General features: G+C 65.9%; 22 protein-coding genes and 1 tRNA gene. 12 read left to right on the top strand and 11 right to left on the bottom strand.

What is annotated here, in order from left to right; all coding sequences use genetic code 11:
- The first annotated feature begins 12 nt into the window (after window positions 1-12).
- Genes HG262_RS27385 through HG262_RS27375 form a run of 3 tightly spaced genes read left to right on the top strand, consistent with a single transcriptional unit; the run spans window position 13 to window position 2,532 of the window.
- The gene (locus HG262_RS27385) at window positions 13-915 is read left to right on the top strand and encodes a branched-chain amino acid ABC transporter permease (protein ID WP_169274006.1); all 903 of its coding nucleotides are present in this window, start codon (window positions 13-15) and stop codon (window positions 913-915) included.
- Window position 916: 1 nt separating this feature from the next.
- Window positions 917-1,882 carry a branched-chain amino acid ABC transporter permease gene (locus HG262_RS27380; protein WP_169274005.1) on the top strand — a complete coding sequence of 322 codons (966 nt, stop codon included), beginning with the start codon at window positions 917-919 and terminating at the stop codon, window positions 1,880-1,882.
- On the top strand, window positions 1,882-2,532 hold the full coding sequence (locus HG262_RS27375) for a GntR family transcriptional regulator (RefSeq protein WP_169274004.1): 651 nt from the start codon (window positions 1,882-1,884) through the stop codon (window positions 2,530-2,532). Before HG262_RS27380 ends, HG262_RS27375 begins: the two co-directional genes overlap by 1 nt.
- Here the strand turns inward: HG262_RS27375 and HG262_RS27370 are convergent.
- Window positions 2,519-3,004: a multidrug/biocide efflux PACE transporter gene (locus HG262_RS27370; RefSeq protein WP_169274003.1), complete on the bottom strand. Its 486-nt coding sequence runs from the start codon at window positions 3,002-3,004 to the stop codon at window positions 2,519-2,521. The genes HG262_RS27375 and HG262_RS27370 overlap by 14 nt on opposite strands.
- A gap of 102 nt (window positions 3,005-3,106) precedes the next feature.
- Here HG262_RS27370 and HG262_RS27365 point away from each other — a divergent pair, with 102 nt between their 5' ends.
- Window positions 3,107-3,970 carry a LysR family transcriptional regulator gene (locus tag HG262_RS27365; protein ID WP_169274002.1) on the top strand — a complete coding sequence of 288 codons (864 nt, stop codon included), beginning with the start codon at window positions 3,107-3,109 and terminating at the stop codon, window positions 3,968-3,970.
- A 19-nt stretch (window positions 3,971-3,989) separates the two neighbouring features.
- Here HG262_RS27365 and HG262_RS27360 read toward each other — a convergent pair whose 3' ends face one another.
- On the bottom strand, window positions 3,990-4,805 hold the full coding sequence (locus tag HG262_RS27360; RefSeq protein WP_169274001.1) for a ChbG/HpnK family deacetylase: 816 nt from the start codon (window positions 4,803-4,805) through the stop codon (window positions 3,990-3,992).
- A 36-nt stretch (window positions 4,806-4,841) separates the two neighbouring features.
- Here HG262_RS27360 and HG262_RS27355 point away from each other — a divergent pair, with 36 nt between their 5' ends.
- A complete protein-coding gene (locus HG262_RS27355; protein WP_211187800.1) occupies window positions 4,842-5,237 on the top strand; it encodes a GtrA family protein in 396 nt (131 codons plus the stop codon).
- Here the strand turns inward: HG262_RS27355 and HG262_RS27350 are convergent.
- Window positions 5,197-6,783, bottom strand: coding sequence for a glycosyltransferase family 39 protein (locus HG262_RS27350; RefSeq protein ID WP_169274000.1), 1,587 nt, complete (start codon window positions 6,781-6,783; stop codon window positions 5,197-5,199). The two genes, HG262_RS27355 and HG262_RS27350, sit on opposite strands and share 41 nt — an antisense overlap.
- A 2-nt stretch (window positions 6,784-6,785) precedes the next feature.
- The gene (locus tag HG262_RS27345; protein WP_169273999.1) at window positions 6,786-7,838 is read right to left on the bottom strand and encodes a glycosyltransferase family 2 protein; all 1,053 of its coding nucleotides are present in this window, start codon (window positions 7,836-7,838) and stop codon (window positions 6,786-6,788) included.
- A gap of 274 nt (window positions 7,839-8,112) precedes the next feature.
- On the opposite strand from HG262_RS27345, the gene HG262_RS27340 reads away from it, so the two are divergent.
- The 5 genes from HG262_RS27340 (at window position 8,113) to HG262_RS27320 (ending at window position 12,284) form a co-directional block, all read left to right on the top strand.
- Window positions 8,113-8,619, top strand: a complete 507-nt coding sequence (locus tag HG262_RS27340) for a GNAT family N-acetyltransferase (protein WP_169274019.1) — start codon at window positions 8,113-8,115, stop codon at window positions 8,617-8,619.
- A gap of 162 nt (window positions 8,620-8,781) precedes the next feature.
- Entirely contained in the window at window positions 8,782-9,990 is a 1,209-nt protein-coding gene (gene gltS, locus HG262_RS27335) for a sodium/glutamate symporter (protein WP_169273998.1), read from the top strand.
- Window positions 9,991-9,998: 8 nt separating this feature from the next.
- Entirely contained in the window at window positions 9,999-11,501 is a 1,503-nt protein-coding gene (locus tag HG262_RS27330; protein ID WP_169274018.1) for a TAXI family TRAP transporter solute-binding subunit, read from the top strand.
- A gap of 42 nt (window positions 11,502-11,543) precedes the next feature.
- The gene (locus tag HG262_RS27325; protein ID WP_088590330.1) at window positions 11,544-11,810 is read left to right on the top strand and encodes a hypothetical protein; all 267 of its coding nucleotides are present in this window, start codon (window positions 11,544-11,546) and stop codon (window positions 11,808-11,810) included.
- A gap of 6 nt (window positions 11,811-11,816) precedes the next feature.
- Window positions 11,817-12,284: a YaiI/YqxD family protein gene (locus HG262_RS27320; protein WP_169273997.1), complete on the top strand. Its 468-nt coding sequence runs from the start codon at window positions 11,817-11,819 to the stop codon at window positions 12,282-12,284.
- A gap of 8 nt (window positions 12,285-12,292) precedes the next feature.
- On the opposite strand, the gene HG262_RS27315 is transcribed toward HG262_RS27320, so the two are convergent.
- The 7 genes from HG262_RS27315 to HG262_RS27285 form a co-directional block, all read right to left on the bottom strand.
- Window positions 12,293-12,460, bottom strand: a complete 168-nt coding sequence (locus HG262_RS27315) for a hypothetical protein (protein WP_169273996.1) — start codon at window positions 12,458-12,460, stop codon at window positions 12,293-12,295.
- 333 nt (window positions 12,461-12,793) lie between these two features.
- A tRNA-Val gene (locus HG262_RS27310) sits at window positions 12,794-12,868 on the bottom strand.
- A gap of 61 nt (window positions 12,869-12,929) precedes the next feature.
- Window positions 12,930-13,652 (bottom strand): DNA polymerase III subunit epsilon, encoded by a 723-nt coding sequence (gene dnaQ, locus HG262_RS27305; protein ID WP_169273995.1) that lies wholly within the window; start codon window positions 13,650-13,652, stop codon window positions 12,930-12,932.
- Between the two features lie 3 nt (window positions 13,653-13,655).
- Complete coding sequence (locus HG262_RS27300) at window positions 13,656-16,772, bottom strand: efflux RND transporter permease subunit (RefSeq protein ID WP_169273994.1); 3,117 nt, start codon at window positions 16,770-16,772, stop codon at window positions 13,656-13,658.
- Window positions 16,773-16,805: 33 nt separating this feature from the next.
- Window positions 16,806-17,888, bottom strand: a complete 1,083-nt coding sequence (locus tag HG262_RS27295; RefSeq protein WP_169273993.1) for an efflux RND transporter periplasmic adaptor subunit — start codon at window positions 17,886-17,888, stop codon at window positions 16,806-16,808.
- Between the two features lie 177 nt (window positions 17,889-18,065).
- Window positions 18,066-18,527 (bottom strand): ribonuclease HI, encoded by a 462-nt coding sequence (gene rnhA / locus HG262_RS27290; protein ID WP_105559279.1) that lies wholly within the window; start codon window positions 18,525-18,527, stop codon window positions 18,066-18,068.
- Between the two features lie 52 nt (window positions 18,528-18,579).
- Complete coding sequence (locus HG262_RS27285) at window positions 18,580-19,359, bottom strand: class I SAM-dependent methyltransferase (protein WP_169273992.1); 780 nt, start codon at window positions 19,357-19,359, stop codon at window positions 18,580-18,582.
- Between the two features lie 21 nt (window positions 19,360-19,380).
- Between HG262_RS27285 and gloB the strand changes: the two genes are divergently transcribed.
- Window positions 19,381-20,202 (top strand): hydroxyacylglutathione hydrolase, encoded by an 822-nt coding sequence (gene gloB / locus HG262_RS27280; RefSeq protein WP_169273991.1) that lies wholly within the window; start codon window positions 19,381-19,383, stop codon window positions 20,200-20,202.
- A 7-nt stretch (window positions 20,203-20,209) separates the two neighbouring features.
- The coding region (locus tag HG262_RS27275) for a transglycosylase SLT domain-containing protein (protein ID WP_169273990.1) at window positions 20,210-21,381 on the top strand (1,172 nt) is incomplete at its 3' end.

Below are 21,381 nucleotides of genomic sequence, written 5' to 3'. Positions count from 1 at the left end.
CCGCCGCCTACTATGTTCGACATCTCCCTTCCCGCCCTGCTCGCCCAATTGCTGGTGGGGCTGATCAACGGCTGCTTCTACGCCATCCTGAGCATGGGGCTGGCCATCATTTTCGGCCTGCTCAACATCGTCAATTTCACGCACGGCGCCCAGTTCATGATGGCGGCGTTCCTGGCGTGGATCGGCTTCACGCAGCTGCCCCAGCTGCTGGGGCCCGGGGTGCAGATCAACTTCTGGGCCGCGCTGATCGTAGCGCCGCTATTGGTGGGCGCGGTCGGCGTCGTGATCGAAAAGACGCTGCTCAAGCGGCTGTATCACCTGGACCATCTGTACGGGTTGCTGCTGACCTTCGGCATCGCGCTGATGATGGAGGGGGGCTTTCGCTACTTCTACGGCATCTCGGGCGTGGGCTACGAGCCGCCCGAGATCCTGCAGGGCGGCTTCGACCTGGGCTTCATGTTCCTGCCGGCGTACCGGGGGTTCGTGGTGGTGGCGTCGCTGACGCTGTGCATCGCGACCTGGTACCTGTTCGAACGCACCCGGCTGGGCGCCATGCTGCGGGCCGGCACCGAAAACCCGAAGCTGCTGCAGGCATTCGGCGTGAACGTGCCGGTAATGATCACGCTGACCTACGGTTTCGGCGTGGCGCTGGCCGGCGTGGCCGGCGTGCTGGCGGCGCCCGTCATGCAGATCAATCCGCTGATGGGCTCCAACCTGCTGAACATCGTGTTCGCCGTGGTGGTGATCGGCGGCCTGGGTTCCATCATGGGCGCCATCGTCACCGGCCTGGCCTTGGGCCTGCTGGAAGGCCTGACCAAAGTGTTCTATCCCGAGGCGTCCACCGTGGTCGTGTTCATCGTGATGGCCGTCGTGCTGCTGATGCGCCCCGCCGGCCTGTTCGGCAAGGAGAAATAAGGTGCCGCGCATTCCCCTTTCGATCCGTATCCTGGCGCTGCTGCTCGTGCCCGCGCTGCTGGTGCCCTTCTTTCCCCAGGTCGTCTACCCCGTGTTCGTGATGAAGGTGCTGTGCTTTGCGCTGTTCGCGCTGGCCTTCAACCTGCTGACGGGTTTCACCGGGCTGGTGTCCTTCGGGCATGCGGCATTCTTCGGCTGGGCCGGCTACGCCGCCGGCGAAATGATGATCCTGTTCGGCGCGCGCGGCCTGCCCCCCGAAATCGCCATGCTGTGCGGCGTGGCCATGGCCGCCGCCATTGGCTATGCGATCGGCTGGCTGGCCATCCGGCGCACCGGCATCTATTTCGCGATGATCACGCTGGCGCTGTCACAGGTCGCCTATTTCATGGCGGTGCAGGTGGGCTGGACGCGGGGCGAGGACGGCATGCAGGGCATCCCGCGCGGCAAGTTCCTGGGCCTGGTGGACCTGAGCGTCGATACGAACATGTATTACTTCGCGCTGGCGGTGTTCGTGCTGGGCTTCCTGTTCGTCTACCGGGTGATCCATTCGCCGTTCGGCCAGGTGCTCAAGACCCTCCGGGACAACGCGCCGCGCGCCATTTCGCTAGGTTACGATACGGATCGGTGCAAGCTGCTGGCCTTCGTGCTGTCTGCGGCGGTCGCCGGCCTGGCGGGGTCGCTCAAGGCGCTGGTGCTTCAGCTGGTGGCATTGAACGACGTGTCGCTGGCCACCTCCACCGAGGTGCTGCTGATGACGCTCCTGGGCGGCATCGGCACGGTGTGGGGCCCGGTGGTCGGCGCGACACTGGTCGTCAGCTTGCAGAACTACCTTGCCACCCTGGGCGACGTCGTCACGATCGTCATCGGGCTGATTTTCGTGTTGTGCGTGTCGTTCTTCCGACGCGGGTTCGTCGGCGAATGGCTGGCCTACACGCAGTGGCGCAAAACGAAGGAAAATAATAATTGATGGCAGGAGCAGAACCCAAACGGCGCGCCGCGGATGTCGCCTACGACCAGATCGAGAGCATGATCGCCACGCTGCAGCTGCAACCTGGCAGCGCGGTCGTGGAAGCGGATCTGGTGGAGAAGACCGGCCTGGGGCGCACGCCGCTTCGCGAGGCGCTGCTGCGCATGGTGGCGGCCGGACTGATCCGCCAGGAACCCCGGCGCGGCCTGCGCGTGTCGATGATCCAGCTGGCGGACCACATGGACCTGATCCAGACCCGCCGCGCGCTGGAGCAACTGATCGCCGCCAGCGCGGCGCGCCGCGCCACGCCCGCGCAGCGCACCCAGATCGTGGACTGCGCGGCGCAGATGATCCGCGCCTCGGAAGGCGGCAACCTTGACGACTACATGCACGCCGACCAACTGCTGGACTACGTCTGCCACGAGGCCTGCCGCAACGTGTCGGCCGTGAACGCCGTGGAACCGCTGATCATCCAGTGCCGGCGCTTCTGGTACGCCTATCAGCACGAAGGTGATATCGCCGAAGGCGCCCGCCGCCACATGCTGATGGCACAGGGCATCGCCACCGGCAATGAAGCCGCGGCCATCAAGGGCGCGGATTCATTGATGGACTACCTGGAAATGTTCACGCGCAAGGTCATTGACGCGTAGCGGCCGGAACGGCGGCCGGAGACACGGCGCCCGCCTTACCCCGGTTCAGCCATTGCATGACGCGCGGGCGCGACCGGTCGTAGGCCAGGTTGTACAGGAAGGCATACGGCAGGTAGAACAGCACCAGCGCGATATCCAGCACAAAGGCTTCCCACAAGCTGATGCTGAGCCACCAGGCCGCCAGCGGGATCACGATCAGGATCAGGCCCAGTTCGAACCCGAAGGCGTGCAGGATGCGCACGCGCAGATTACGGATCCAGCCAAAGCGGTTCTCGACGCGGTCGAAGCCGGCGTTGTAGATCATGTTCCAGAGCAGCGCGATCCAGGCGATGACCGCGGTGAGCACGCCCATTTCAAACAGGGATTTGCCCATGGCCCAGGCCGCGATGGGCGCGCACAGGCCGATGGCGAGGATTTCGAACAGGAAGGCGTGGAAAAAACGTTCTTTTAGGGTTTTCGTGGCTTGCGTCATGACCCACCTGAGGTCGGTTGCTACAGAGTGGAAGCGATTTTCGACGATATTTCCGGTACGATAAAGATTGAATCCATCGGAAAAACCGATAACCCTGCCCCCATGCGCCACTCCCTCGAATCCCTGGCCGCGTTCGCCCAAGTCGCCTCGGAAGGCTCGTTTTCGGCCGCCGCCCGGAAAATGGGCAAAAGCCAGTCCACCATCAGCGAAACCATCGCCAACCTGGAGGTGGACCTGAACGTCACGCTGTTCGACCGCAGCCAGCGCCAGCCCGCGCTGACCGAGGCCGGCCAGGTGCTGCTGGGGCAGGCCTTGCAGGTGCTGGCCGCGAATGACCGGTTCAACCGCAGCGCCAGCCAGTTGGCCGACGGACTGGAGCCCCGCCTGACCGTGGTGCTGTCCGACACGTTCCAGTCCGAGACCTTCGAGAACATGCTCAGCCAGATCGACCGGCGCTACCCGGCGCTGCGCTTCGAATGCCTGATCGCGGAATATGAGGATGTGGTGGCGCTGGTGCAGCAAGGCCGCGCGCATGTGGGCTTGATGGCTGCCCAGGACAGCTACCCGCCCGATGTCGCGCACGCGACGCTGACGGAACTGTCCGAAATCGTCCTGTGCGTGGGGCGCAACCATCCGCTGGCAGGTCGCGCGCGGGTCACGCGCGGGGACCTCGACGCCGAACGCGAACTACGCCTCAGCACCTACGAACTGGACGACAAGGACGCCGCGCCGCCGAGCTCGACCTGGTCGGCGCCGGGCTATCTGATGCTGCTGGAAATGGCCAGCCTGGGTTTCGGCTGGGCGGAACTGCCGCGCTGGATGATCCAGCGCTTCGGGCGCAACCAATTGGTGGAGCTGACCGTGCCCGGCTGGCCGCGCCATATCCGGGTCGATGTCGTGTGGTCCACGCGGCGCCCGCTGGGGCCCGCCGGCGCTTGGCTGCTGGACAGCCTGACCAGCGGGTAGCCGGCGCCAGACGGCGGGATCAGTACGCGGCGGCCGGCAAGCGGGCGATGCGCACGCCGTTTTCGCTCATCCAGTCGCCCAGCTTGGGGCTGGCCAATACATCGAATTCGGCGCGGCGCTGGCGCGACATGGGGCTGCCTTCCTTGCAGTCCATCGCGGGATGGCACATCAGCAGATCGCCGTCGTGCGCATTGAACAGCCAGTTCTGCAACAGATCCGCGTAACGCCGCTTGCCCCCTTCAAACCCATACACGCCCAGCAGCCGGCGATTGGTGCGCAGGCCGTCCTGCCGGGCCTGGCGGGCAAGCGCCGCCGCCCCCAAGGCGCCGATGATGCGGGCTTTGATCGATTCCTTGAGCGGAATGCCGCACTGCGCCCCAGGCGCCGTCTGCCGCAGCCAGGGCCGCTTATCGCCATACCGACGCTTCAATTGCGACAGTACCTGGTCGCGGATGCCGGGCAACTGATGCACGTGCTGATGCCCGTCCACGTAGTCGGGCGCGCGTCCGAACGCAGCTTCAAAGGCATCGAATTGGCGGTTCAGGTGCACATCGATCCAGGCACGGTCCAGCCGGCCGGTGTACGCGCGGAGGATCAGCGCACGCAGCGAAGGCATCGGCTCCGCGTCTGCGCCCAGCGATTCCGAGAAATTCACATGCAGGCCAATGTCGACGTTGTGCGCCGCCAGGCGAGGGGCGTTCGCGGCAACCGTGGGGCCCAGCGACAGGCAACTGACCGCACTGACGCGGCCCATGCCGGCCAATGCGATCATGCCTTCATCGATGTCGGCATTCATGCCAAAATCGTCACCGCAGACGACGATCCGTTTGCTCATTGCATCACCTCGAATTTCCATTTCACCACGGCTTCCATGCGCGCCTTCCTTCAACAGATCAGCCTCTTCGTCGTTGTCGGCTGCGCTGCCGCCGCGACCCACTGGGCCGTTGCCGTAGGCTGCGTGGAAGGGTTCCGCTTGCCGCCGCTGGCCGCCAACCTGATCGGCTGGCTGGTGGCCTTCGTGGTTTCGTTCTCCGGCCACTACCGGCTTACGTTCCGACATACCCGCACACCCTGGACCGTAGCAGTCCGTCGTTTCTTCTTGATTTCAGCCATTGGTTTCGCGATCAACGAATCCGCCTACGCACTGCTGCTGCACACCACCACCATTCCCTATGACCTGTTGCTGGCCCTGATCCTGATCGGCCTGGCGTTCGCCACCTTCGCCGCTAGCCGGTTTTGGGCGTTCCGCCACAAGCCCGCCGCCTGAAAGCGTCGTTCACGTCCACCCGCCACATCACGTACTTCACGCTCCTGGCCGCAGGCTCCAGGCCGCGCAGCGGCGCGTACACCGGCCCATCCGAGTTCGTGCCCCACACCCAATAGCGGGACCCGTCGGGTGCCGCGCAGAGCCGGGCGCTGAACTCGGCAGAGCTAACCAGTAGTTCCTTGCCCCGAGCGGGATCGAACCTTGCCGCGTCATAAAGTTCCTTACGCCAGTTGTCACGCACCGGCACGTCCTGATCCAGCCAGTCGTCCACGACCCACATGGGCTGCGGGGCGCGGGCATACAGCGCCAGGTCGAACGGATAGGTATGCAGGGCGACGAACGTGTCGGCAGGCCCCGCCTGCGCCCGGACCACTTCGGCCATCGGCGCGGCGCTGCCCCGTACGTTGTTGGCCGCCACTCCCACCGCCACGACGCAGATGCCGGCGGCGACAGCGGCGCTCGTGTGCACCAGCCGCGGCGACACCGGGTCGCCGGGTTCGCGCCACGCGCCAAGAATCACTTCGGCCAACAGGAACGCCAGCGGCGCCAGCGCGGGCAGCACATAGCCGACCAGCTTGGACTGCGGCAACGAAAAGAACACCAGCACTACGGCGAACCAGACCAGCGCCAGGCGACGCAGGTCGCGCGCGTGCCCTTCCTGCCAGAACGTGCGCCGCATGATGCCGCCGGCCCACAAGGACCACGGCAGGCTCAGGCCGGCCACGACGGGTAGGTAGAACCAGAACGGCTGCGCGTTGTTGAAGCCACTGGCCGCAAAACGCTGGAAGTGCTGGTACACGAAGAAATAATCGTAGAAGCCCGGGAACCGCAGATGCATCAGCACGAACCACGGCGCGGCAACGACTGCGAAGACCAACAGCGCCGGCAGCCACAGCAACGCGGCCAGGCCGCGCCAGCGTCGGCGCCAGGCAAACCAGATCAGCAAGATCGCGCCGGGCAGCACCAGGCCGATCAGCCCCTTGGCCAACACCGCCAGTCCGGCCAGGGCCGAGGCCGCCAAAGACATCCCGCGATAGGGCTGGTCGCGCTCGGCGCGCAGCACCGTGTCCACCGAAGCCAGCACGCACAGGGAGATCATGCCGGCGACCAGCATGTCCAGGTTCGCGAATTGCGCGCCGCCGTAGAAAAAAGGGATGGTCGACAGGATCAGCACGGTCAACGCGGCCGCAGCGCCGTCGCGGTAGCGGCGCACAAAATAGTAGAGCCCCGCGGCCGATCCCCATGCCGCGAGCCACGACGGCAAGCGCGCCGCCCAGGGATGGACGCCGAACACCGAAAAGGACAGTTCTGCCAGCCAGTAGTAAAGCGGCGGCTTGTGGAAGTACGGCATGCCGTCCAGCAACGGCACGGCGTGCGATCCGCTGCGCAGCATGTCCCAGGCGACGCCCGCGTAGCGGCCTTCGTCTGGCAGGGTCAGCGGGCGGACCCAGGCCAGGAACCCCAACCACAGGCCAACGGCCAGCAAGAACCGCCCCGCCCGCGGGTTCCAGTCGGAACGCGCCGGGGTCAGGGTGGCGCCGGCCATCGTCAGCCCGTCGCCTTGTCCGCGCGCGAAGCCGCGCCCTGGCGCCGGCGCACGACGTATAGCGGGCGGCCCTTCACTTCATCGAAAATGCGGGCGACGTACTCACCCACCACCCCAAGGGAAATCAGGTTGACGCCGGCAAAGAACAGCACGGCGGTGACGATCGTGGTCCAGCCGGACACGGCGTTGCCTGACACCAGGTATTCGCCGACCAGATAGGCGGCGTACGACATCGCCAGCATCGCGAAAGCGACGCCGACCAGACTGACCAGCCGCAAGGGCCAGGTCGTGAACGCAGTCAGGCCATCCAGCGCCAGGCGGAACAGGCGCAGGCCGCTGAACCGGCTGTCGCCGTGCAGCCGCTCGTCGGGCGTGTAAGGCAGCGCTTCGCCCTTGAAGCCGACCCAGGCGTACAGGCCCTTCATGAAGCGCGTGCGTTCGGGCAAGGCGATCAGCGCATCCACCACGCCGCGGTCCATCAAGCGGAAATCGCCCGCGTGCGCCGGCACGTTCACACCGCGCGCGCTGCTCAGCAGCTTGTAGAACCAGCGCGCGCCGGAGCGCTTCACCCAGGATTCGTCGGCGCGGGTCTCGCGCACGGCATAGACCATTTCGGCGCCGGCGGCCCAGCGCGCCAGCATCTGTTCGATCAACGCGGGCGGGTGCTGCAGATCCGCATCCAGGCAGATCACGGCATTGCCGGTGGCGGCTTCCAGGCCCGCGCTCAGCGCGGCTTCCTTGCCGAAATTGCGCGACAGTTGCACATAGCGAAAGCCGCTGTGCTGCGTCCATTCGGCCATCAGCGCTTCCGTGCCATCGGTGCTGCCGTCATCGGCAACGATGATCTCCCAACTGGTGCACAGGGCCGACAGGCGGCTGCGCAGCAACGGCAGAAGGATGCGCAGATTTTCGGCCTCGTTCAAGCAGGGAATCACGCACGTCACGCAAGTGTCATACGGCACGGCCGCAACCTTGGAAGACCAGAGCGCCCCCAAGGGATACGCTTTGGTCAACGCTTGCTGCGGGATCGGATCGGACCGGAATTGGATGTGCATAAGACGCTTTCGCTCGAAATACAGGACGCTATGGCAGGCAGTATGCGCAGGGCCTCGTCGAATTTTCATGAAATGCGGCGTAGCCCCTCTGCTGGCCGGAACTCGGATGGATTCTAGGGATTCACCCAGCGAAAACTATGAAGTCGCGTGCAAGCCTCGTTAACCTGTGTCCCCCATTTGTGAAGCCTCGTAAAGCAAGAGGCTGCCGGACGCCGGTAAAATGCGCCGGCTTTTGTTGTTTTCACAGGTTGTCATGCAATACCAAGTCCGCCCTATGCTGGCCAGCGACGTGGACGGCATTTTGGATGCCCAGACCCTGGCCTACCCCGACTTTCTGCTTGAAAGCGCGGAGTTCTTCCTGAATCGCCTGGCGCTTGCGCCCGCTTATTGCTGGGTGGCGCGCGCGGCCGACGGCGACGCCTTGCTGGGCTATCTGATCTCGTACCCCTGGGATGCCGGCCTGCCTCCCGCGCTGGACGTGGCGCTGACCGCGCTGCCCCCGCAAGCGGACCACTGGTTCCTGCATGACTGCGCCGTGGTGCCGTCCGCGCAAGGTCTGCGCGTGGGCCAGACGCTGCTGCGGACCGCCGCCGGCGGCGCCATGGAAAGCGGCATGCGCCGCGCCAGCCTGGTGTCGCTGGAATCCGCCGTGGGTTATTGGCTGCGCCACGGGTATCAGCCAGTCGGTGGCCAGGGCCACGCCCTGCCTGCCGCCCTGGCCGAAAAGCTGGCCGGATACGGTCCCCGGGCCAGTTACATGTCGCGCGCGTTTCCGCTCTAGACGGCGCAGCCCCCCGGCTCCACCGGCGGGACTGCACGCGTTGCCGCGTCCCTATACAGCGTTGCGGTCACGGCCGTAATATAGGGCCACAATCTGAACGATGTGGCGGCAACGGTTCCCATACTTTGCATAGCTGCGCCCCGCCAGGGCGCGAAGGCCCATATGATCTCGCTTTCGCCCGTTCAATCCCTGCTTGCATGCTGCCTGGTGCTGGTCATCGGCCGGGTGCTCACCTCGCGGATAGGCATCCTGGCGCGCTACAGCATCCCCGACCCGATCGTGGGCGGCCTGCTGTTCGCCGTGCTGGCCTACTTGCTGTCGACATGGGGCGGCGTGTCGATCTCTATGGAAACCAGCATCAAGCCCACCTTGCTGCTGCTGTTCTTCGGCTGCATCGGGCTGACGGCGAACCTGAAACTGCTGGCCAAGGGCGGCCCCCGGCTGATCGCCTTCCTGCTGGCGCTGATCCCCTTCCTGGTCCTGCAGAACGCCGTGGGCCTGGGCATGGCCTGGCTGCTGGACATGCATCCGCTGATGGGCCTGCTGGGCGGCACCATCACCCTGGTGGGCGGGCACGGCACGGGCGCGGCCTATGCGACGCGCTTCGCCGACTTCAACAATATCCAGGACGTCATGGCGCTGGCGATGACCTCGGCCACGCTGGGCCTGGTGCTGGGCGGGGTGGTGGGCGGCCCGGTGGCGGAATGGCTCATGCGCCGGCACAAGCTGGCCGGCAGCCTGGACCATTCGGCCCAGGGGGGGAACGCCGCGCCGGACCTGGCCGAAGACGCCGCGCCCGCCACGGCCGGCTCGTTCATCGTGTCGATGACCGCCGCCTTCGTGTGCCTGGTCGTCGGCGGCTATCTTGCAATGCTGGTGGAGGGCGCCCCCGTCAGCCTGCCCAACTTCCTGTGGTGCCTGGCGACCGGCGTGCTGATCCGCAACGCGGGCGTGCACCTGGGCCTGAAGCTGGACGACCGCGCCACGGAGATCATTGGCACGATTTCGCTGTCGCTGTTCCTGGGCATGACGATGATGACGCTGGACCTGTCCAGCGTGGCGCGCCTGGCCGGTCCGCTGGCCCTGATGCTGCTGGTGCAGACGCTGTTCTGCGCGCTGTACGCCGCCTGGGTGGTGTTCCGGATGCTAAAGAGTGATTACGAAGCGGCCATCATGTCGGCCGCCTTCTGCGGTTTCGGGTTGGGCGCCACCGCCACCGCCATCGCCAACATGCAGGCCTTGACGCGGCGCCACGGTCCTGCGCCCGAAGCCTTCATCGTGGTCCCGGTCACGGGCGCGTTCCTGGTCGACATCCTGAATGTGATCGTGCTGACGTCCTTGATTTCCTTGCCGTTCGTGGGAGGGATGTAAGCATGAGCCTGTCCATCCTCAAGCGCATTGCCCTGATGGGGCTGTGCCTGGCCCTGGCGGCCTGCGGCCGCGCGCCCGATACCGACGCCCTGCGCGCCGACGTCGAACGCGGCCTGAACGCCACCTATGGCCAAGGCCTGTTCCGGATCGCCGAACTCAAGCGCATGGGTTCCGCCGCGGACAGCGACGCGCCCGCCGGCGAAACCCGTCGCGTGGTGTATTACGACGTCGAACTGGACCTGGGCCGCGATATCGCGCTGGGCGCGTGGGACCAGCCGGGCGCGGCGTCGCTGGTGACGCTGCTGGGCGCTGGCCCGCGCAGCATCAGCGGCGTGAAGTCGGGCGGCAACCAGGCTGGCGACCGCATCGTCGCGCACGCCAGCGCCATCTACCGCCAGGAGGGCGACACATGGAAGCTGGTCACGCCGGCAGGCTTCAAGGCGGCCGAAGCGCCGTCGCTGGACACCGGCGCGCCGCCCCCGGTCACGCGGCAGCTGCTGGACACGCTGGACCAGATCACCCATTCCGTCGCCTACAGTGCGTCCAGCACGGCGCAACACGTCGTGCAGCAGGAGCTTGAGCGTTCGGTGTCCCGCATCAACGGCCGGCTGGCGCGGATGCAGCAGGGCTATCCGCTGGCCGGTGGCCCCGACCGCGGCGAATACGTGGCCTTCGCGCGCGCCCTGGCCGCCGTCGGGCGTGCCCAGCAGATCCGCGTGATGCCGCTGATCACCGGCGGCGGCGCCGAGAACATCGCGCTGCTGCGCAACGGCGACGCCGTGGTCGGCCTGGCGCAGGCCGACACTGCGCGCCTGGCCTATGAAGGCCTCGGCCCGTTCGCGGCGCAAGGCCCCTTCGTGGGACTGCGTGCGTTGGGCAGCCTTTATCCCGAACTGGTCCACATCGTGGTCCGCGACGACCCGGCGCTGCGCGGGGTGCGCGACCTGAAGGGCAAGACTATTGCGCTGGGGCCGGAGGGCTCCGCGGTGCGCACCACGCTGGAGGCCGTGCTGGCGGCCCACGGCCTGCAGGCCGGCCGCGACTACAAAGTGGCGGACACGCCCTTTGCCGCGTCGCTGCCTGCGCTGAACGCGGGCACGGTGGACGCCGCCGCGCAAGTGATCGGCGTGCCCGCCGCGCCACTGCGCGACGCGCTGACTCAGGCCCAACTCAAGCTGCTGCCGCTGGACCCGGCCGCCATCAAGGCGCTGACGGTCAAAGAGGACGAGCTGATGCCGCTGGAGATCGCGGCGGGCACCTACCCCAACCAGCCGGCCCCGATCCCGACCGTCGGCACAGCCGCCCTGCTGCTCACCACGGCCGACCTGACCCGTGACGAAGCGCTGGTGGTCGTGCGTGCCGTCTATCAAACGGGCCAGGACCTGCTGGCCGCAGGCTCGCCACAAGGCGCCCAGGTGTCGGTGGCCAATGCCCGGCGCGGCCTGACCGTGCCGCTGCACGACGGCGCCGAAGAAGGATTGGCCCTGCTGGAGCACGCCAAACCGCGTTGACGCCGGTTGCGCTTATGATTGCGCTCCTCATCAGGAATTTCCATGAATAAATTCGATCTTCAAAAGAACCAGGCCCTGAAGCTGGCTGGGCAACTCAAGCAGTCCGCCACCCCCGACCGCTTCGGCGTGGCCTCGCAGGCGCCCGACCGCCGCGAACAGCGCAAGCTGGATCAGGCCGCCGGCCTGGTACCGTTTCCGCTGAAGCTGTCGCAGGCGCATGCGGACAAGCTGCGCGCCCTGGCGGCCGAACGCGGTGTGTCCACCAACGACATCGTGGCCGACGTGCTGCAGAAAGCGCTGGGCGAATAAGCGCCCATGCACATCTGGGTCGATGCGGACGCGTGTCCCGTGGTCATCAAAGACATTCTGTTCCGCGCCGCGCAGCGCTGGCAGGTGCCGGTGACCCTGGTGGCCAACCAGCCTCTTTCCACACCGCCCTCGCCGTTGATCCGCGCGGTGCAGGTGCCGCGCGGCTTCGACGTGGCGGATGCGCACATCGTCGAACGCGCGGCGCCGGGCGATCTGGTCATCACCGCGGATATCCCGCTGGCGGCTGAAGTGCTGGAAAAAGGCGCGATGGCGCTAAACCCGCGCGGCGAGCGTTATTCGCCGGAAACCATCCGGGAACGGCTGGCGGTGCGGGACATGATGGAAGAATTGCGCGCAAGCGGCGTGGACACGGGCGGCCCGCCCTCGTTCAGCCAGGCCGACCGCAAGGCCTTCGCGAATCAGCTGGACACGCTGCTGGCGCGCATCGCCCGCCAGCAGGCGCCGAAAGGCTGAGGGCCACGTCAATAGAATGTGATGTAGGCCTTGTACAGGATGGAGCCAATGGCCGTGATCAGGCCCAGCCCCATCAATCCCATCCCGATATTGCGGTCACGCAGCCCGAATCCGACCAGCATCAACGCCACGCCCGTGACGATGATGATCAACATGGTATTTGTGCTGGCATGCATGGACGTCTCCTGTTCGCATAAGCATGCCCGGGAGGTTTCCTCCTGGGGTTCGCCATACAACAATCATAGACATGCAAAGACCCGACGGGACGCAAGGGCCAACGGCGCAGTTGCGTCTGATCAATAGAATAATAGGATTGGCGCGGGGTGCACGGTATTTCGCCACGGTTTTGCCACGCCATTGTCCGCAGCAGAAAACAAAAAAGCCAACCGGTAAAGGTTGGCTTGTTTGCTTTGCACCCGGCAACGCATCTTGCGATGCGGTTTGCTGTGCGACTTGATGACAACTTCGGCTTGTTGGATATTGGGCCTGCGCTGCCTCTCAAGGGTCTTTGGTGGGTGGTACAAGTTTCGAACTTGTGACCCCTGCCGTGTGAAGGCAGTGCTCTACCACTGAGCTAACCACCCTGAAAGAGGCGAAATAATAGCATGTTTTTTAAAACGTGCGCAAGTCGCCTCGGAAAATTATTTACGCGGCCGCCACCGGCGCATCCAGTTTGCGCCACACGCACTCACCGCCCACGGACTTGTCCAGCGCTGCCAGATAGGTTTCGTGCTCGGCCAGTTCGTCGTCGCTGGCTTTCACCACCACCAGGCCCGACGCATCGAACTTGGCCAGCACGATGCCGTCGCTGCCGGCGCCGTCGTTGTCATCCACGTCGATCAGCAGCGCGTCCTGGCCCCGGGTCATGGCCAGCCAGACTTCGGCCAGCAACTGCGAGTCGAGCAATGCGCCGTGCAGCGTGCGGTGGGCGTTGGAAATGCCGAAGCGGTCGCACAGGGCGTCCAGCGAATTGCGCTTGCCTGGGAAGAGCGACCGCGCATGCAGCAGCGAATCGGTGATCGTCTCGCAGTATTCGGTGATCGGGCCGCGGCCCGTCTTGGCCAGCTCGGCGTTGAAGAACTTCACGTCGAACGCGGCGTTGTGCGCGATCAGCTCCGCGCCCTGGATGAATGTGACGAACTCGTCGGCCACGTCGGCGAAGCGCGGTTTGTCGGACAGGAATTCCGTTGTCAGCCCGTGCACCGCCAAGGCCTCGGGGTCGCTGTCGCGGTCCGGGTTCAGGTAGATGTGCAGGTTTTTGCCCGTGGACATCCGGTTGACCATTTCCACGCAGCCGATCTCGACGATGCGGTGGCCCTGTGCAGGGTCCAGTCCGGTAGTTTCCGTGTCAAAGATGATCTGGCGCATAACTTATTCCGACGCTGCGTTGGCCGACGCCGGCGGCGTGTGGGCGCCCGGCGGGGGGGCCGGGGGATGCTCTGCGCTGCCGGCATGGCCGGGTTTCTGGCGCGCGGTGGCAATCAGCGTATAGGCCACCGGCACGACGAACAAGGTCAGTAGTGTACCCAGCATCAGCCCGCCCACCAGGACCCAGCCGATCTGCTGGCGCGATTCCGCCCCCGCGCCCGTGGACAGCGCCAGCGGCACCGTGCCCAGCACCATGGCGCCCGTCGTCATCAGGATCGGGCGCAGCCGCAGCACGCTGGCTTCAGTGACGGCTGCGAACAGTTCGCGGCCTTCGTCGCGCAGCTGATTGGTGAACTCCACGATCAGGATGCCGTGCTTGGTGATCAGGCCCACCAGCGTGATCAGGCCGATCTGGCTGTAGATGGACAGCGTGCCGCCCGTCAGCCACAAGGCCAGCAACGCGCCCGTCATGGACAGCGGCACCGACAGCATGATGATGAAGGGGTTGCGCCAGCTTTCGAACTGCGCGGCCAGCACCAGGTAGATGAAAGCCAGCGCCATGCCGAAGACCAGATAGATACTGCCCGACGAATCCCGGAACTCGCGCGACTGGCCGTCCAGGTCCGTCACGATGGTGTTGGGCAGCACGTCGCGCGCGACCTGGTGCATGTGGGTCAGCACTTCGCCCAAGGCATAGCCCGGCGCGACGGCCGCGTCGATCTTCACCGCGCGCAGGCGGTTGAAGTGGTTCAGCGACTGCGGCGACACGCCCTCATGCACACCCAGCAGGTTGTCCAGCTGCACCATGCTGCCGTCGCGCGCGCGCACGTAGATGCCCGAGATATCGGTGGGGTTGGCCCGGTCGCGCGGCGTCACCTGCACGATCACGTCGTACTGCTCGCCCTCGTCCTTGTAGCGGGTGACCTGGCGGCCGCCCAGCATCGATTCCAGCGTGCGGCCCACGGTATCCACGTTGGCGCCCACGTCGGCCATCTTGTCGCGGTCCACGCGCACCCGCAGTTCCGGGGTGTTCAGGCGCAGGTCGGTGTCCAGGTTGAGCAGGCCGGGGTATTTGCGCAGCTCGGTCAGGAACACGTCCGTCAGCCGGGCCAGCTCCGCGTAGGACGCCTGGCTCATGATGATGAATTCCACCGGCTTGGAGCGCGCGGACTGGCCCAGCGACGGCGGGTTGGTCGGAAAGGCGCGCACGCCGGGCAGCGACGAGAACTGCGGCTGCAGCTGCTGGGTGATGGCCTGCTGCTTGCGGCTGCGCTCTTCCCAAGGCTTCAAGCGCAGGATGGCAGTGCCGTCCGTCACGGTGGGAAAGCCCACCGTGACCTGGCTGCCGCTGGCCTCGGGGATCTCGGAATAGAACCTCTCGATGCCCAGCATGCTGTCCAGCGTGTAATTCAGCGTGGCGCCTTCCGGCGAGCTGACGATGCCGAACACCACGCCGCGGTCTTCGATGGGCGCCAGTTCGCTCTTGACCACTTTGAACAGGACGCCGCTGCCGGCCGCCACGGCCAGGCCGATCACCACCACCAGCCAACGGTGGCGCAAGGACGCGCCCAGCAGGCGGCGGTAGCCGTTGCTCATGCCGTTCAGCCACCCTTCGATCAGGTTGTACCAGCGGCTGTGGCTGCTTTCGTGGCGCAGCAGCACCGAGCACATCATGGGCGTCAGCGTCAGCGCGACAAAGCCCGACACCAGCACGGCGCCGGCCAGCGCCAGCGCGAATTCGATGAACAGCCGGCCGGTGCGGCCCGTGGCGAACGCCAGCGGCGCGTACACGGTGACCAGCGTCATGGTCATGGCGACCACCGCGAACCCGATTTCCTTCGAGCCGCGCAACGCGGCTTCCTTGCGCGGCATACCCTCTTCGATGTGACGGTAGATGTTCTCGAGCACTACGATGGCGTCGTCCACCACCAGGCCGATGGCCAGCACCATCGCCAGCAAGGTCAGCGTGTTGATCGAAAAACCGAAGAAGTACATCAGCGCGCAGGCGCCCACCAGCGACACCGGGATGGTGACGATGGGGATGATGCTGGCGCGCAGGTTGCGCAGGAAGAAGAAAATCACCAGCACCACCAGGATGATGGCTTCGCCGATCGTGTGGAAGACGGAATCGATGGAGCGTTCGATGAACACCGACGAGTCGTAGGCGATGTTCAGCTTCATGCCTGCCGGCAGCGTCTCGTTCAGGCGCCCGACTTCCAGGCGCGCCGCCTTGGACAGCTCCAGCGGGTTGGCGGTGGATTGCCGCGTCACGCCGATGTTGATCGCCGGCTTGCCGTTAAAGCGCGACAGCACGCGGTCGCTGGCCGCCGCGATCTCGACCTTGGACACGTCGCGCAGGCGGACGGGATAGCCCTTCACGTTGGCCACGATCACGTCTTCGAACTGGGCGGGCGTCTGCAGGTCGGTGGACGACACCACCGAGAACTCGCGGGCGCGCGATTCGATGCGGCCGGCCGGGATCTCGACGTTCTGGCTGCGCAAGGCGGCCTCGACGTCCTGCACGGTCAGGCCATAGGCAGCCAGCTTGTCGCGGTCGACGTAGATGCGCATGGACGGCAGGCGCTCGCCGAAGACGCGGACTTCGGCCGCGCCGGGCAGCACGGACAGCCGGGTCTTGATGTATCGGTTGATGTAGTCGGAAGTCTGGATCGCCGAGTACGTGCCGGACTCCACCGCGATGTAGATGATGGGCTGGGAGTCGGCCTCGACCTTGCCGATGATGGGCTCGTCGATCTCGTCGGGCAGGAAGCGCCGGGCGCGCGACACCTTGTCGCGCACTTCGGCCGCCGCGGCGTCCGGGTTGCGCGACAGGTTGAACTTGATGTTGATCAGGCTGCGTTCGGAGCGGCTGCGCGAGGTCATCACGTCCACGCCTTCGATGCCGGCCAACTGGTCTTCCAGCGGCTTGGTCACCTGAGACTCGATCACCTCGGGCGAAGCGCCCTTGTAGGTGGTGTCCACCGACACGATGGGCTCGTCGATCTTGGGGTATTCGCGCACGGTCAGGCGCGAATAGGAAATCAAGCCGATCAGCACGATGATCAGCGACAGGACCGACGCGAACACCGGCCGCTTGATGCAGGTTTCCGAGATACGCATAGCGCTATCGCCAAGAAAGAAGAAGAGCCGGCGTCACGAGCCGCCGCCAACGACGTGCACGGTGGCGCCGTCCGTCACGCGCTGCATGCCCGCCACGACCAGCTTGTCGCCGGCCGCCACGCCCGTCAGGATCTCGACGCGGCCTTCGCGGCGTTCGCCGATGGTGACCTCGCGCCGCTCCGCGCGGCCGTCCTTGATGCGGTAAACGTACTGCGTTTCGCCCGAGGGCGACAACGCGGCTTCCGGCGCGACCAGCGCCTTGTCCTGATTGAACAGCAATTGCACGCGGGCGAACATGCCCGGGCGCAGCAGCGCGTCCTTGTTGGCGACGGTGGCGCGCAACAGGATGGACCGGCCGCCGGCATCCACCAGCGGGCTCACGGCGTAGACCAGCCCCTGGCGCTCCTGGCCCGGCAGCGCGTCCAGGCGCAACGTCAGCTGCTGACCGACGCCGACCTTGCTCAGATACATTTCCGGCACGCGGAAATCCACTTTCAGGGGGTCGATCGCCTCAAGCGGCGCCAGGTCCTGCCCCTGGTTGACGTAATCGCCCACGGACACGCTGCGCAGCCCCACGATGCCGCCGAACGGGGCCGAGATCGTCATCTTGTCCAGCCGGGCCTGGGCCAGCGCCACCGCGGCTTCCTGGACTTTGAGCGTGCTGGCGGATTCGTCGCGGGCCTGCTGGCTGACGAAACCCTTGCCCTGCAATTCCACGGCGCGGCGGTAGTGGCTCTGAGCCAGGGTCAGGTTGGCGCGGGCCTGCGCCAGTTCGGCGCGGGGCACGGAGTCATCCAGCCGGATCAGCGTCTGGCCGCGCGTGACGGGCTGGCCTTCCTTGAATTCGATCGCCTGGATCCGGCCAGCCACTTCGGGCCGCAGCACGACGGACTCGTCGGAACGCAGGCTGCCCACGGCCGACAGGCCGCGCGCGAAGGGGATTTCCTGGACGGCCGCCACTTCGACGCGCACGGGACTGGCCGGCGCCACTTGGGGCTTGGCGACGGTCTGGGTGGTGGCCGCGCCGGGCGCGAGCCAGCGCGGCACAAAAACACCAAGTGCGGCCCCCGCGGCCAACCCGACCGCGACGGCGGCCAGCAGTACAGCTTTTTTCATGCGCGAATGTGGCGGTGGTGCGGCGCGGACCGTATTCCCCGCCTGGCCGAACGCCGCAGGAACTGGAATGGGGATGGCACTGTAGCACCCGAATTTACATACTGGAACAATCCAGAAGTCGGATGAAAGAACTAAATCCGCCCCAAACGGCGGAATTCAGGGTATATCCCGATGCCCTCAGCCCCGCTTGGCCGCTTCCACGCCCATATTGGCCAGTTGGTCGGCCCGTTCGTTGCCGGGGTCGCCGGCGTGCCCGCGGACCCAGCGCCAGGACACCTGATGCCGCTGGACCTGCTCGTCCAGGGCCTGCCACAGCTCGACGTTCTTGACGGGCTTCTTGTCGGCCGTCATCCAGCCGCGGCGCTTCCAGTTCGCCAGCCACTCGGTCATGCCCTTCATCACGTACTGCGAGTCCGTGTGGATGGTGACGACGCAGGCGCGCTTGAGCGCGCGCAGGCCTTCAATGACCGCCAGCAGCTCCATGCGGTTGTTGGTGGTCTGGAGTTCTCCACCGTGCAGGGTTTTCTCGTGGCCGCCCGCGCGCATCAGCACGCCCCAGCCGCCCGGACCCGGATTGCCCTTGCAGGCGCCGTCGGTCCACATTTCCACTTTCTGATCGTTCGGTTTGTTGTCCTGCATGGTGCTGCTTGGTAATCCTTGTTCGTGCAAAAAATAGGCGGGCGGGGGCCGTTCAGGACGGGTCGAAGCCGTCGTCAGCCTGGCGGTTGACCACCACGGACGCGGCGCGCGCGCGCTTGGGCTTGGTTTTCCAGGCAGGGCCGATGATACGCATGCCGGCCACCCGCTTGACCGCCGACACCATATAGACCGCCCCGCCCAGGCTCCACCATCGGGCGCCGGCTGATTCCAGGAAGCCCCAGCGCTGCAGCCATTTCTCGCTGCGGCAGGCGGGCGCGTAGCAGCCGAAGTGGCTGGCCTCGACTTCCAGCGACAGCAGCTTGAACCAGTCTTTCAGTCGCGGCAGCGACACCTGGGAAGACGGCGGCTGCGGCAGCCAGGGCTCCATGCCGGGCATGCGCGTGCGCGCCCCCCACATGCTCCAGGGGTTGAAGCCTGAAATCACGACCCGCCCTTCCGGCACCAGCACGCGTTCGACCTCGCGCAGGACATTGTGCGGGTCCTGCGTGCACTCGAAGGCATGCGGCAGGATCAGCAGGTCGACGCTCTGGGTTTCGAACGGCAGCGCTTCGGGCTCGGCCAGCACCACGCGGGACTGCCAGCCGGCGATGCTTTCCGCCGACGGGGTCTCGGTGCCCACGTAGCCCTTGAAGGGCATGCGGTTGGCCCGCAGCAGGTTCATGTCGGCCAGCCCGACCTGCCAGGCGTAATATCCGAACACGTCCGCGACAGCCGCGTCGAACTGGGCCCGCTCCCAGGCCAGCGCGTACTGCCCGGGCGGCGTCTGGAACCATTCGGCCAGTTCTACAATCGGCGGAGTATCTTCTGCCACGTTTCTTTTCCTTCGAATCTCATGCAAGCCTTGACCGCCCCCGCAGGCGGCCGCGAACGCAATGCCGCGGTCTTGCCTCTACCTGCCTTTACCGACAACTACATCTGGGCCATCGTCCAGGGTGAAAACGCCGCCGTGGTCGATCCCGGGCAAGCCGGTCCGGTGTTGCGATGGCTTGAGCAGGAAGGCTTGAAGCTGCGCGCCATTCTACTCACGCACCATCACGGCGACCATGTGGGCGGCGTTCTGGAATTGTCACGCATCGGGGACATTACCGTATACGGTCCGGCGCGGGAACAACTGCCCCGCTGCGACGTGCCGCTGGCTGAAGGCGACCGCGTGGCCCTGCCCGAACTGGACCTGGACCTGCACGTGCTGGACGTGCCCGGCCACACCGCCGGGCACATCGCCTACACGGGCCGGGCGGCGGGAATAGAACCCGTGCTGTTCTGCGGAGACACCCTGTTTGCGGGGGGCTGTGGCCGGCTTTTCGAGGGCACTCCTGCGCAAATGCATGATTCCTTAGGAAAATTTTCTGTTTTACCGCCAGATACACAGGTTTTTTGCGCGCACGAGTACACTCTAGCGAACTTGCGCTGGGCATTGGCTGTAGAACCCGCCAATCGCACCCTGCAACAGTGGTATCAGCGAGCCCAGCAACTACGAGCAGAAGGTCTTCCCACGCTTCCGTCGACGATCGGTCAGGAACGCGCGACGAACCCGTTTTTGCGTACGCAGCAAGTCGACGTCGTCCGTGCCGCAGCCAGCTGGGCCGGACGCAATCAACCTACGCCGGTAGAGGTCTTTGCCTCCCTGCGTGAATGGAAGAACGATTTCAAGTGACCGCCTGATGAATCTATCCCGACTCCTTCTGCCACTCATGCTGGCAGTCCTCGCCGGTTGCGCAGGAACCAAAGCCCCCGATAGCAAGAACCTCACCACCAATTCCCAAGGGCGCTACATCGCCCGGGATACGTCCCGAACGGTTGACCTGACCAACCCGCCGTCAGACGCCTGGGACCGCATCCGCCGCGGTTTCGCCATCCCCAACCTGAACACCGACCTCTCGCAGCAGTGGACCGACTATTACGCGTCCCACCCCGAGGCGGTGCAGCGCATGGCCGAGCGCGCCGGCAAATACCTGTATTTCATCGTCGACGAGATCAACCGACGCGGCCTGCCGACCGAACTGGCGCTGTTGCCGTTCGTGGAAAGCGCCTACAACCCGACCGCCCTGTCACGCTCGCAGGCTTCCGGCCTGTGGCAGTTCGTGCCGGCAACCGGCACGCACTTCAACCTGAAGCAGGACTGGTGGCGCGATGAGCGCCGCGACCCCATCGCCTCGACCAACGCGGCGCTGGACTACCTGGAAAAGCTGTTCGAGATGCAGGGCGACTGGTATCTGGCGCTGGCGTCCTACAACTGGGGCGAAGGCTCGGTGCAGCGCGCCATGGCCAAGAACGAAGCGGCCGGCCAGAACACCGATTACCTGTCCCTGAACATGCCGGACGAGACCCGCAACTACGTGCCCAAGTTGCAGGCCATCAAGAACATCATCGCGGATCCGCAGCGCTATGCGGTGGCGCTGCCCCCGGTGGGCAACACCCCCTACTTCGTGACGGTCCAGAAAAACAGCGACATCGACCTGGAAATCGCCGCCAAGCTGGCCGAAATGCCGCTGGACGAATTCAAGGCGCTGAACCCCTCGTTCAACCGCCCGGTCATCCGCGGCGACCACGGCCCGACCCTGCTACTGCCGGCCGACCGCGTCGAGATCTTCAATGCGAACCTGACCAACTACAAGGGCGACCTGAGCGCCTGGAAGGTCTACCACTCGCGCCGCGGGGAATCCTACGCGTCGATCGCCAAGCGTTTCGGCGTGACCGAAGCCAAGCTGCGGGCCACCAACGACATCGGCTCGCGCCAGAAGTCGGCCTCGGGCCAGGCCCTGCTGGTGCCGGGAGACCCCGGCACGGGCGGCGTGCAACTGGCGTCGCTGGCCGCGCCGGTGGGCGCGCTGGA

It is taken from the genome of Achromobacter sp. Bel (genome assembly GCF_012928505.1).
Lineage (GTDB): Bacteria > Pseudomonadota > Gammaproteobacteria > Burkholderiales > Burkholderiaceae_B > Achromobacter.
The sequence above is the reverse complement of the archived record's forward strand: the minus strand, read 5'-3'. Positions and strand labels throughout refer to the sequence as shown.